At 37.6% G+C, this 13,035-nt stretch carries 12 protein-coding genes and 1 pseudogene; all 13 read left to right on the forward strand.

Annotated elements, in window-relative coordinates:
• A pseudogene (locus ACFI34_RS15535) lies at positions 1-893 on the forward strand (IS3 family transposase); the annotation flags it as partial.
• A 409-nt stretch (positions 894-1,302) separates the two neighbouring features.
• The gene (gene rfaH / locus ACFI34_RS15540; protein WP_462674145.1) at positions 1,303-1,788 is read left to right on the forward strand and encodes a transcription/translation regulatory transformer protein RfaH; all 486 of its coding nucleotides are present in this window, start codon (positions 1,303-1,305) and stop codon (positions 1,786-1,788) included.
• A gap of 487 nt (positions 1,789-2,275) precedes the next feature.
• A complete protein-coding gene (locus ACFI34_RS15545; RefSeq protein WP_462674146.1) occupies positions 2,276-2,644 on the forward strand; it encodes a GxxExxY protein in 369 nt (122 codons plus the stop codon).
• 237 nt (positions 2,645-2,881) lie between these two features.
• Entirely contained in the window at positions 2,882-3,994 is a 1,113-nt protein-coding gene (locus ACFI34_RS15550; protein WP_462674147.1) for a polysaccharide export protein, read from the forward strand.
• A gap of 11 nt (positions 3,995-4,005) precedes the next feature.
• Positions 4,006-4,440, forward strand: a complete 435-nt coding sequence (locus tag ACFI34_RS15555) for a low molecular weight protein-tyrosine-phosphatase (RefSeq protein ID WP_010555600.1) — start codon at positions 4,006-4,008, stop codon at positions 4,438-4,440.
• Positions 4,441-4,455: 15 nt separating this feature from the next.
• Positions 4,456-6,678, forward strand: a complete 2,223-nt coding sequence (locus tag ACFI34_RS15560) for a polysaccharide biosynthesis tyrosine autokinase (RefSeq protein WP_462674148.1) — start codon at positions 4,456-4,458, stop codon at positions 6,676-6,678.
• 39 nt (positions 6,679-6,717) lie between these two features.
• Entirely contained in the window at positions 6,718-7,701 is a 984-nt protein-coding gene (locus tag ACFI34_RS15565; protein WP_462674213.1) for an exopolysaccharide biosynthesis polyprenyl glycosylphosphotransferase, read from the forward strand.
• Complete coding sequence (locus ACFI34_RS15570) at positions 7,702-8,454, forward strand: glycosyltransferase family 2 protein (protein WP_462674149.1); 753 nt, start codon at positions 7,702-7,704, stop codon at positions 8,452-8,454.
• Positions 8,451-9,524, forward strand: coding sequence for a dTDP-glucose 4,6-dehydratase (rfbB, locus tag ACFI34_RS15575; RefSeq protein ID WP_462674150.1), 1,074 nt, complete (start codon positions 8,451-8,453; stop codon positions 9,522-9,524). The genes ACFI34_RS15570 and rfbB overlap by 4 nt, the downstream gene beginning before the upstream one ends.
• Positions 9,525-9,535: 11 nt before the next feature.
• Positions 9,536-10,399 carry a glucose-1-phosphate thymidylyltransferase RfbA gene (rfbA, locus tag ACFI34_RS15580; protein ID WP_462674151.1) on the forward strand — a complete coding sequence of 288 codons (864 nt, stop codon included), beginning with the start codon at positions 9,536-9,538 and terminating at the stop codon, positions 10,397-10,399.
• 10 nt (positions 10,400-10,409) lie between these two features.
• On the forward strand, positions 10,410-10,967 hold the full coding sequence (gene rfbC, locus ACFI34_RS15585) for a dTDP-4-dehydrorhamnose 3,5-epimerase (protein ID WP_462674152.1): 558 nt from the start codon (positions 10,410-10,412) through the stop codon (positions 10,965-10,967).
• Positions 10,967-11,791 (forward strand): NAD-dependent epimerase/dehydratase family protein, encoded by an 825-nt coding sequence (locus ACFI34_RS15590; protein ID WP_462674153.1) that lies wholly within the window; start codon positions 10,967-10,969, stop codon positions 11,789-11,791. The genes rfbC and ACFI34_RS15590 overlap by 1 nt, the downstream gene beginning before the upstream one ends.
• A 46-nt stretch (positions 11,792-11,837) precedes the next feature.
• Entirely contained in the window at positions 11,838-12,980 is a 1,143-nt protein-coding gene (locus ACFI34_RS15595; protein WP_462674154.1) for an O-antigen ligase family protein, read from the forward strand.
• Positions 12,981-13,035: the final 55 nt, after the last annotated feature.

The following is a 13,035-nucleotide window of genomic DNA, read 5'->3' on the forward strand; positions in this document are numbered from 1 at the left end:
AGCGCCCTCCTGCTAAAGGAAACCAAGTAGCGTTTAAAACGATTAAGCAGCTCTCTTCGGTATTTCCAGTAATTAAGCTTTGCAAAGTGATGAGAGTAAGCCGTAGTGCTTATTATGCATGGCTTAAACGACCAGCCAAAATCATTACAGCAGAGCAGCTTAATTTATACCTAAGAGCCAAGGCTATATTCGAACAAAGTAGAAATAGCTTGGGCTATCGAGAGCTACGTAAACGGTTATGCAAGGAGGGCTTTAAAGTCTGTGGTTATGGCGTTCAAAAGCTTATGGCAAAACTTGGTTTGATTGTTACTCAGCGCGTTGCATACAAAGTAACAACAAAACAAAAACACAGTGATGCGGTTACTGATAACCTATTGAATCAGAACTTCAACCCTGTTGCTCCTAATCAGGTGTGGGCTGATGACATAACGTATCTACGGACTGGTGAAGGCTAGATGTATCTGGCGATTGTGATGGACTTATATTCTCGCCGCATTGTTGGCTGGCATATTGATAAACGCATGACGACTGATTTGGTGAGTAAAGCGATGATAAAAGCTTATAACTTGCGTCAGCCGTCAAAAGGCTTGGTGTTTCATTCTGATAGAGGCTCGCAGTATACCAGCAAATACTATCGTAAGCTGTTAGCTAACTATGGTATTAGAGCAAGTATGGGGGGTGTTGGTGCGCGTTGGGAAAATGCTGTTGTTGAAAGGTTCTTCGGCAGCTTAAAATATGATTGGTTGTTGAAAGTACCACAACCAACTCGTGAGCATATGAGAAATGATGTGACAGCGTATATGCGCTATTACAACTTAGAACGACTTCATACAGCTAATGGCGATCTATCGCCAATAGAATATGAGCAAAATTCCTTAAGAAAAGTGTCCTGATTTAGTTGTGCAGAACAAACCGCGCCGTGGTGAAAAAAATGCATACACTCCCCTTTCCTCGTGTTAAGATTTAGTTAAGATTTAGTTAAGATTTAGTTAATATTTAGTTGAAGTAAAAGGTGCAAAAATAGTCGTTGAACTAAGTTTTTATGAAAATAAGTTAACTCGTAAAATTTAAAATAATATACGTGAAAATATTTTACAAAAGCAGTTTAAAGTATTTCTAATGTTAAGTGACTGTTATATAATTAGTTAAGTTTATTTTTAATGATAAACTTAGTACTCAAAGCATAAGTTTGGCATTGTTTACTTTAATTGCCAGTTTACATAGATGTTTAGTATTAGCTATAATGCAGCCCTGATTTAGTTTAATCTTGTATTTATTGCAATTTTGTTATGTAGGATTGCTATGAAGAGTTGGTATTTAGTAGTGTGTAAACCTCGTCAGGAAGAGCGGGCAAAAACCAACTTAGATAATCAAGGGATTGAAGCATTTTACCCCCAATTGACTACTGAAAAGCTAGTTAAAGGTCGTAAGAACATCAAAAAATCTGCTTTATTCCCAAATTATTTATTTGTATGCCTTGACCCTAAAAACGGGTGTTTTTCTGCTGTAAAAAACACACGCGGTGTAGCTGGTTTTGTTGCCTATGGCGCTAAATACCAAATTGTACCAATACAAATAATAGAACAGTTAAAATGTGAGCGTTTACAAACAGCTAAATCAGAGCTGCCAAAATTAGGTGATGTGGTAAACGTTAATAATAAATCATTTAACAACATAAATGCCATATTTAAAGAACCTGATGGTGATATGCGAAGCATTTTGTTAATTAACTTGCTTAATAAGCAGGTAGAAATGAGCGTAGATAACACAGATATTGAATTTGGTTAAAGGTTTTTAGGCACTTAACCCACTGGCTCGGTAATTTTTAAAAAATATATAAATCATCAGTAAGTAGGAACTGCAACCTAGGGGCGGAAGCGTGCCCGAAGGGCTAGACAAGCAAAAAGTTTTGCTTTCAAGCTAGAGCGAGAGGAGCTCTGCGACGAGCTGGAACGTGGAGCGTGCCCGAAGGGCTAGTCGAGCTGGAACACTATTATCACCACAGAGAAGACAATGAGAAGTACAGGAGAAGTAATTTTAAAACCAACTCATTGGTATTACGCTCTTCTCAGTGTAGCGCAGCGCCTAGGTGTTCTCGGTGGTAATTAATATTTAAAATTATCTATACGTAGGCGTAAAGCTTGCTCACTCGAAAGATTGTGAATATAACCAAGCAAACTAAACGCGCTAGAAAACACCTACGTAGCATATTAAAATACGTGTAACTAAAATAATTAGTCTATATTCCAAGGTGATAAATTTGCAAAGGATCGCCATGGAAGACTTACTAACTCAAAAAGTAATTGGTTGCGCCATTGAAGTACATAAAAACCTAGGGCCAGGTTTATTAGAATCAACCTACGAAAGCTGCCTAATATATGAACTACAGCAAACAGGCTTATCATTAAAAAGCCAAATAAAATTACCAATCAACTACAAAAACACAACGATTGATACAGGGTACAGGCTCGATATATTAATTCCAAATAAATTAATAATAGAAATAAAAACAGTTGATAAACTATTGCCAATATATACAGCACAACTAATAACATACTTAAAGTTAAGCGGCATAAAAACAGGATTACTCATAAACTTTAACCAAGTAAAACTCATTGAAGGTATAAAGCGAATAAGCGTTTAATATAAAAGTGCAAAATAACACACTAAAATATCACAAAATAAACCAGCCCTGTTTGCTACCTTTATTTTATAAAACATTGAGTAAGCTTAAATACTTATTTAAAAGAAAGCAGTAATGTAAAAGCACGTTTCGGCTTGCGTGAATAGCCCTCTCATGCTTTAATTACCGCACAAAAATACAAGTACTCACCAAGGTCGGTGAGGAACAAAATATTTAAAATAATTTTGGGATTCTACAATGGCGTTAAGCTGTAAATCACTCATCACCTCACTCGCATTACTATCAGTTACCGGTTGCACCATAGTGCCAGGCAGCCATTTTGAAGGCATAGAAACTGGCGAGCAAACACAAAACCTTGAGCAAGATCTCGAAAAAGTAAATATTCAAATTATCGACTCGTCGTTAATTAAACAACAAAAACAAGCACGTGCATCTGCCAAACCAATATCGAACACCGCGGGCGTAAACGTAAGTAATTACGAATACAAACTAGGTGTAGGTGACGTACTAACCATAGGCGTGTGGGATCATCCCGAGCTAACAATACCCGCAGCAGTGCAACGTACCGCAGAATTTGACGGCTTTCGCGTACAAAAAGACGGCACCATTACCTATGCTTACGCCCCAGATATTCCTGCCGCAGGGCGTACCATTAGTGAAGTACGCGAAGACCTAGTTAAACGCCTGAGCCGCGTAATAGAAGACCCACAAGTAGACATAAAAGTCGTGGGCTTTAGAAGCCAAAAAGCCTACGTAACTGGTGAGGTAAACAAACCTGGCGTATACCCAGTTACCGAAATACCACTCACCCTAATTGACGCGTTAAACCAAGCGGGTGGATTAACAGAAGCCGCCGATTGGCGCACAGTAACGTTTACCCGTGGTAACAAAACAGAAACCATACAACTCGACAGCTTTTATTCACATGGTGACATTTCGCAAAACCGTTTACTGCAACACGGCGACATAATTCATGTAACGCGTAACGACGCACAAAAAGTATTTGTACTGGGTGACGTAAAACGTGCAGGGTCTATTGTATTAAACCGATACGGCTTAAACCTAGCCGAAGCACTAAGCGACACCGGCGGCCTAAACGAAACCACAGCCGACGCCAACGGCGTGTTTGTACTGCGTAAAAGCAACGTAGAGCAAACAGGCGTTATTGCAAACGTATACCAGCTGCACGCTAAAAATATTACAGCAATGGTATTAGCCGAGCAGTTTGAACTGCAACCGCACGACATTGTATACGTAACATCGGCACCATTGGCCCGTTGGAACCGCGTAATAAGCTTATTACTACCGTCGGTAGCAACTGTTGATAACCTAAACGACATAAATAACTAAGGCGCATAACAATGTTCGATTCTGTATTAGTTGTATGTGCCGGTAATATTTGCCGCAGCCCTACTGGTGAATATGTATTAAAGCAAAAGCTTAAAGGTAAAAATATTAAAGTGTCGTCGGCTGGGTTAACAGCGCTTGAAGGCAAACCTGCCGATGCAAAAGCAAAACAAATTGCCCAAGCACATGGTGTAAACATGGACGAGCACCAAGGTAGGCAGTTATCGTCTGCGCTTGTTGCGCAAAATAGCGTAATATTGGTTATGGAAGAGCGCCATTTAAACGACGTACACGCACGCTACCCAGAGGCACGCGGTAAAACCTTTTTGCTAGGTAAATGGATTAACAACGCCGAAATACCCGACCCCTACCGCCAAAGCACCGAAGCATTTGAACACGTTTACACATTAATCGATAGCGCATGCAGCGCTTGGCAAAAGTATTTATAAGGAATGGCTAATTTAATGAATACCCAGCCTGAAAGTAAAAACAAAAACACCGCACAACCCACGCAAGAAATCGATTTAATGGCGCTACTAGGGGCATTACTCGACCGTAAATTCTTTATAGCAGGCATAACAGCACTGTTTATGGTTATAGGTGTGGTTTATGCAGTATTAAGTACGCCAGTTTACCAAGCCACCGCCATGATACAAGTTGAAGACGGCAGTGCATCGGTCCCCGGGTTTGACGACATGGCAGGCATGTTCGAAAGTACATCGGCCGCCGTAACCGAAATAGAATTACTTAAATCACGCAGTATCATTGGCGAGGCGGTAGATTCACTTAAACTAGACATTGTGGCCGAGCCTAAGCTCTTCCCATTTATTGGTAATCGCGCGTACCGCAAATTTACTCCAATGGAAGAGGGTGATTTAGCCGAGCCAAGTTTTGGTGCAAGCAGTTATGCATGGGGCGGCGAAAGCATAAATATATTTAGGTTTGGCGTACCACGTAATGCTATAAACCAAGAGTTTGTACTTGTAGCACAAGCAGGTAACAGTGTTGCGCTTTTAAATGATAATGGCGAGCAAATACTAGCGGGTAAAGTAGGTGAAGAGCTTACTAATGGTAAATTTAACCTAACAGTACGCGAGCTTAATGCGCGCCCAGGTACCGAGTTTATAATTACCCGTAAAGACCGCCTAAATACAATACTTGATTTACAAGCAGCCATTGGCGCAAGCGAAAAAGGTAAAGACTCAGGCATAATTAACCTAAGCCTACAAAGCACAAAACCAAGTTATGCGGAAAAAGTACTTGATAAAGTAGCCGCTATTTATGTACGCCGTAATGTAGAGCGCAACAGCGCTGAGGCACAAAAGTCACTTGAATTTTTAGAAGTACAATTACCTGAAATTAAAAAACAGCTTGAATATGCAGAACAACGCTTTAACGACTACCAAATAAAACGCCAGTCAATAAACATAACGCTTGAGACTCAAGGCGTGCTTGAGCAAGTAGTAAAGCTTGAAACAAAACTACAAGAGCTAAACCTAAAACGTTTAGAGCTTGGCCGTAAATTTAAAAAAGACCACCCTGCATACCAAGGTATTGTTGAGCAAATACAAGCGGTAGAAAGCCAAAAAAATGAACTCATTGGCGAAGTAGGTAACTTACCCGAAACTCAGCAAGAGCTGCTGCGCCTAAAACGCGATGTTGAAGTAAGCAACCAAATTTATACGTTGCTACTGAGCAAAACCCAAGAGCTAGACATAGTGCGCGCCGGTACAGTGGGTAATGTACGCGTAATAGACTACGCCGAGGTAAATACCAGTAAACCAGTAAAACCTAAAAAAGCGCTAATAGTAGTAATGGCAACTATGCTAGGTGGTATGCTTGCAGTGGCTATTGTACTTATACAAAAAGCCATGCACAAAGGGGTGGAAGACCCAAGCGAAATAGAAGCCCTAGGCATACCGGTATACGCAAGTGTACCCCACTCAGACTACCAAGATAAACTAACCGGTTTTACAGGGCGCAAAAACAAAGCAGGTAAGGCAAAAAGCTTACTAGCGCTTGATAACCCAGCTGACCTTTCAATTGAGGCGCTACGTAGCTTACGCACCAGCTTACACTTTGCGATGATGGAAGCTAAAAACAACATTATTGCTATATCGGGCCCAAGCCCGGGTGTAGGTAAATCGTTTATATCGGTTAACTTAGCGGCAGTACTAGCACAGAGTGGTAAAAAGGTACTAATTATTGATGCCGATATGCGTAAAGGCTATTTGCAAACACAATTTGGCTTAAAATGGGACAATGGCCTAAGTGATTACCTTTCAGGCCGTTTAAACTTAGCACAAATAACCAAACCAACTAAAGTTGAAGGCTTAAATGTAATTACCCGCGGGCAAATACCACCTAACCCATCGGAGCTATTAATGCACAGTAACTTTAGCAAGTTAGTTGAAGAAGTAAGCAACGCTTACGACATAGTAATTATAGATACCCCACCAATACTGGCAGTAACCGACCCGGCTATAGTGAGTGCACATACAGGCACTACCTTATTAGTAGCGCGTTTTGGCCAAAACCACTTGCGTGAAATAGACCTAACCCGTAACCGTTTTGAGCAAAATGGCATAGACGTAAAAGGCCTAGTATTTAACGGTGTAGTTAAAAAGGCGAGTAATGCTTATGGCTATTACGGCTACTACAACTACGAATATAAATCAGATAAATAAAAAGAGCAGTACATGAACCTTAAAGTAGGTACACCAGATATGAATGAAGAGCCTATTATTAACAATAAAGAACAGCTAGAATCGATATTCATAACTGAAAGCTTTAAATCAAAATCAGAAGCACTAAAGCAAAGTGTAATTTATGTATTTTGCCCAGAAGAGTGCGCCAATAATATAGGTGAAATTATTGATGATTATTCATTCGATATAATAGTTAACGATTACAGTATTACTGACTTCACTAAAAAAGTAGTATGTCATTACCAAAGTGCGCATTTAAGTAAGCAACAACGTAAGTTTTTAGTTAATGCAACAGAGTGTGGTGCATGGGTTGAACCTTTAGTAAGTTATTTAGACGACAGGCTAAAATATACAGAGGTGCGTTTACTACATAGCAGTTATTTTTTACACCAAAAAGCATTTTCTATTTTATCAAATAAACGTACTCAAGTCGCAAAGCGTTGTGTAGATATAGTGAGTGCTATTTTACTCCTTATAGTCACCATTCCATTTTCAATATTTGCTGCTTTGTTTATTAAATTAGAAAGCCCAGGGCCCATACTATTTAAGCAAAAGCGTACTGGCCAATATAACAAACAGTTTGAAGTGTATAAATTTAGATCTATGCGAAACGATGCTGAAAAAAATGGGGCCCAATGGGCATCAAAAAACGATGCACGCGTTACAAAAGTAGGTAAATTTATTCGTAAAACACGTATAGATGAAATTCCGCAACTAATAAATGTCATACAAGGCACCATGTCTATAGTTGGCCCAAGGCCTGAGCGTGAAGTATTTATAAAAGATCTAGAAAAAGAAATCCCCTATTATCGTTTTAGGCACGCAGTTAAACCAGGTGTAACGGGGTTAGCACAAGTGAGCTACCCATATGGCGCATCGGTAGAAGATGCTATATGGAAGCACAAATATGACATTCATTACATAAAGCATCACTCTGCTTTACTAGACATCAAAATTTTATTAATGACGGTACGAACAGTTATATTTGGTATGGGCCGCTAAGTGAGTATTGAACAGCCATTAGTGTCTATAATAATGCCTGCTTACAATGCGGAGCTTCATATAGCCGAGTCTATAGAGTCTGTTATTAGCCAAACTTACAGTAATTGGGAGTTGTTAATAACTGACGATCGCTCTACAGATGCAACCCAACAAATAATTATTGAATACGTTAATAAGGATTCTCGAATAAAACTGTTCATAAATGAGCAAAATGGCGGGGCTGGTGTTGCACGAAATAATTCAATAAAGCAATCAGTTGGTCGTTTTATTGCGTTTTTAGATGCAGACGACCTGTGGTTACCTGAAAAGCTTACTACTCAAATTAGTTTTATGCTGAGTAATAACTACGCCTTTACTTTCACTGGATATCAAAAACTAGAAGGTGGAAATCCAAGGGGGACTGTAATACCACCTAAATTCACAACTTATAAAAAGTTACTCAGTGGTAATGTTATTGGCTGTTTAACTGCGGTCTATGACACAAATGTTTTAGGGAAACACTATATGCCTTTAATTCGTAAAAGGCAGGATATGGGTCTATGGCTTAGCATATTAAAGCAAGTACATAAGTCATATAGTTTACCTGATATTTTAGCTCTATATAGAGTTGACTCTGGTATGACACAAAATAAATTTAAAATATTGAAATGGCAGTGGTTATTTTATCGCGATGTTTTGGAATTAAATATTTTTAGGGCCACTTATCATTTTTGTATTTATTCAGTAAAAGGTTTTTTAAAACACTCCACATGAAAATATTAGTTACAGGCGGTGCAGGCTTTATTGGTTCAGCTGTCGTCCGCCATATAATAAATAATACGACAGATTCAGTGATCAACCTAGATAAACTAACTTATGCAGGTAACTTAGAATCACTCAAAAGTGTTGAAAATAATGATCGTTACTCTTTTGAGCAGGTTGATATTTGTAACCGCACAGAGCTCGACCGTGTTTTTAAATCACATAAACCAAATGCCGTTATGCACTTAGCAGCTGAGAGCCATGTTGACCGTTCAATTACTGGGCCGAGTGAATTTATTCAAACTAATATTGTTGGCACTTATAATATACTCGAAGCGGCCCGTGAATATTGGAATGGATTAGAAGACGATGCAAAAAAATCGTTCAGATTCCATCATATCTCTACTGATGAGGTTTACGGTGATTTACCTCACCCAAGTGAGCAAGAAGGTGAGCTTCCTTTATTTACAGAGACAAGCTCTTATGCGCCAAGCAGCCCTTACTCAGCGAGTAAAGCATCGAGTGACCACCTAGTTCGATCATGGCTTCGTACGTATGGCTTTCCAACAATTGTAACAAACTGTTCAAATAATTATGGGCCTTATCATTTTCCAGAAAAACTAATACCTCTAGTCATACTAAATGCGCTAGAAGGTAAGGATTTACCCATTTATGGAAAAGGCGACCAAATCCGTGACTGGTTATTCGTAGAAGATCATGCACGTGCTTTATATAAAGTAGTGACCGAAGGTGTTGTTGGAGAAACTTACAACATAGGTGGGCATAACGAAAAACAAAATATCGAAGTGGTGCAAACTATTTGTAGCATCTTGGATGAGTTGGTACCTAAAGCTTCTAAATATTCCGAGCAGATAACATATGTTTCTGACCGTCCAGGTCACGACCGCCGATATGCTATAGACTCTTCAAAAATGAGTAAAGAACTTAATTGGGAGCCTGTAGAGACATTTGAAACGGGGCTACGTAAAACAATCGAGTGGTATTTAGCAAATCAACAGTGGTGTAAAAATGTTCAGGATGGATCGTATCAACGAGAACGTCTAGGCGAAATTAACTTTTGAGGGAGAATAGCATGAAAGGAATTATTTTAGCTGGTGGTTCAGGCACACGTTTGCACCCAATTACAAAGGGTGTATCGAAGCAATTACTACCTATTTATGATAAACCAATGGTTTATTACCCGCTTTCAGTTTTAATGCTAGCAGGTATAAGAGAAGTACTAATTATTACAACACCGGAAGAGCAAGAAGGCTTTACTCGTTTACTTGGTGACGGTGTTCAATTTGGCATTAGTATCACCTATGCAATTCAACCTAATCCTGAAGGGCTAGCGCAAGCATTTATTATAGGTGAGGAGTTTATTGGTTCAGATGATGTGTGCTTGGCGTTGGGTGACAATATATTTTTTGGTCAATCATTTGGTAAGCAGTTAAAGCACGCGGCTGAAAATTTAACCGGTGCAAGTGTGTTTGGTTATCAAGTTATGGACCCGGAGCGTTTTGGTGTTGTTGAGTTCGATGAAAACTTTAAAGCTCTTTCAATAGAAGAAAAGCCAACAGCGCCTAAGTCGAATTGGGCAGTAACAGGCCTTTATTTTTATAATAACGCAGTGGTTGAAATAGCCAAAAATGTGAAACCGTCTTCACGTGGCGAACTCGAAATTACATGTATAAATCAAGCGTATTTAGATCAAGGCAAGCTTAATGTTGAGCAACTAGGTCGTGGATTTGCTTGGTTAGACACTGGCACTCATGATTCATTGCTTGAGGCATCGCAGTTTGTACAAACAGTGGAAAAGCGTCAGGGCTTTAAAATTGCGTGTTTAGAAGAAATTGCGTTACACCAAGGTTGGTTAAGTAAGCAGCAAGTGCAAGGAATTGGACATAGCCTAAGTAAAACCGGATACGGTCAATACTTATTAAACATTACAAAATAGTTTAAAAAATATGAATGTTATTAAAACCAAGATAAAAGACTTACTTATTATCGAACCCAAAGTATTTGGTGATGAACGAGGTTTCTTCTACGAAACGTTTCAAGCAGAGCGCTATAAGGCAGCTGGAATTAATGCTGATTTTGTACAAGATAATCGTTCTCGTTCATCGAAAGGTGTTTTAAGAGGGCTACATTTTCAGAAAAACAAACCCCAAGGCAAACTTGTTACTGTAACAGACGGCGAGGTATTTGATGTGGCTGTCGATTTACGGCCTAATTCAGATACATTCGGTCAGTATGAAAGTATTCTATTAACAGGTGAAAATAAATTACAGTTTTACGTTCCTCCAGGTTTTGCTCATGGCTTTTGCGTGGTAAGTAATAGTGCTGATTTTCAGTATAAATGTACAGACTACTATGACCCAAATGACGAAAGTGGTTTGCTCTGGAGCGATAAGGAATTAAAAATCCAATGGCCTTTAAATGCTCCATTACTATCAGAAAAAGATAAAATACAACCAACTTTCCATGAAATAAAAAACCAGTTGATTAATGGATGGGAAAGATAATGGCGCTTTATACTGTATTTGGTGGGCGAGGGTTTATAGGGTCAGAGGTTGTTAAGCAGTTAAACAACCTAGGTCATGATGTTTTTGTGCCAATAAGAAATGACGAGCGCATTTTTAAGGAAGATCTTGGCTTTGTAATTTATTGTGCTGGGTATGGTGATTGTAGTAAACCTTTTGATGTGTTAGAAGCAAATGTAAGTTTACTATCACGGATATTGAAAAATTCAAAATTTGAAAGCTTAGTATATGTATCATCAACTAGGGTATATATGAATAACGATATATCTAGTGAGCAAGCAGATTTAAAAGTTTGTATGGATGATAATCGACGCCTTTTTAATTTATCAAAATTACTGGCCGAGGAGTTATGTTTTAAAAGTGAGCGTAATGTTTGTGTAGTGAGACCAAGTAATGTCTACGGTTTAGCTATAAATAGCCCGCTTTTTTTACCAGCTATTACCCGTAATGCAATAAAAAATAAAAAAATAGATATGTATATCTCACAAAATTATTGTAAAGATTACATATCCGTTACTAATGTTGCTGAAGCTTGTATAGAGTTGGTATCAAGAAAGTTTAATCGTCATGAAATAATTAATATTGCTTCTGGTTACAATATTAATGCGAAGCAGATTGCAGATGTACTTCAAAACTATACAAACTGTAAAGTGATATGGCACGAAATTGACTTTCCAAGTGAGTCTTTTCCAATTACTGATATATCTTCAATCAAAAACTATATACAAGACTATAAACCTAATAACCTTTTAGATGATTTAAAAGATTTGATACTGGATTTTAAATCAATAGGTAATTTTCAATAGTAGTATATTGGCACCTAGAAGGAAGTATTAAGTTTACGGAGTAAAAATGTTTAACGTCTTACCACTTGTTGTAATTATTTTGTTTTTTTGGTCTTTATTTTCAGGTGATGCTAGTTTACTAAATGTTCCACTTTTCCCTTTTCTGCTTCTTTTATTGGTTACAGTAATTGCTTTTTTGAGAATAGAAGTAATGAAGCAAAAAGCTATAATCTATTGTTATTTTATCATTTTGATACTTTGTTTTTTTGTAAGTGCATTTACTAACTACTCAACGTTTTATAACTTTTGGGTTTTAAAATCTTTTTTGAGTTATTTTTCTATTATTCTGATATTTAAAATTTTCTATTTAAATAGAGAATCATATAAATTTAATAAGAGTATCGCTTTATTATCTATCAGTTTGTTAGCATTTTTTCTTTTGGGTACTTTCTTTGGGGGGGGGGAAAGGGGGTCATTTGTTTTCGGCCCGAATATCTTATATAGAGTATTTACTATTTTAGCACTTGTTTCATTGTTGTTTTTTTATTTTATTCAAACAGAAAAGTATAAAAAAGTATATTTATTAGCGCTGTTTTCATTAGTATTATTTGCTGTTTTTCTAACAGGATCACGTGGAGGGCTACCTGCGCTATTTGTTTTTTTTGTAAGTTTAATCCATGCCTACTGCTACCGTTTAAGATTTTCTAAGTTATTATTAGTTTTCTTTTTAATCTTGTTATGTTTTATTTTTTATTCTTCCTTTTACAGTGCTGAGGTTATGTTGACTAGCCGGTTTTTAAACTTTGATTTTGAAGGGAATCAGTCCTTGGCATTAAGGTTAGCCCCCTGGGATAGTTTTATTAATAATCCAAGTGCTTGGGTTATAACCTTAGGCAAATCTTATGACGAATTTATGCTGGAGTTCGGAACTGCTACATTTCCATATCCTCATAATATTTTTTTAGAGCTTATATATTTTAATGGTTTTATAGGAGCTGTACTTTCTACATTTCTTATAGTTTCTTTTATAAAATCATTTTTTGAAATCATTTATGATGGTTTTGGATTGAAGTCAATTTTGTTTTATATTACTTTTATAATTTTTATAGGTTGTATGTTTTCCGGTAATCTACAGGATAACTTCATACTTATATCTCTAATGATGGCCCTGCATATGATTGATAACAGTAGGATTAATTGTGCTAATTAACTCAATTAGTAAATTTATGTTTAATTTCACTCCAATGATTTTGAGCCTACTTATA

The sequence above is a fragment of the Pseudoalteromonas sp. PSi26 genome, from assembly GCF_054960575.1.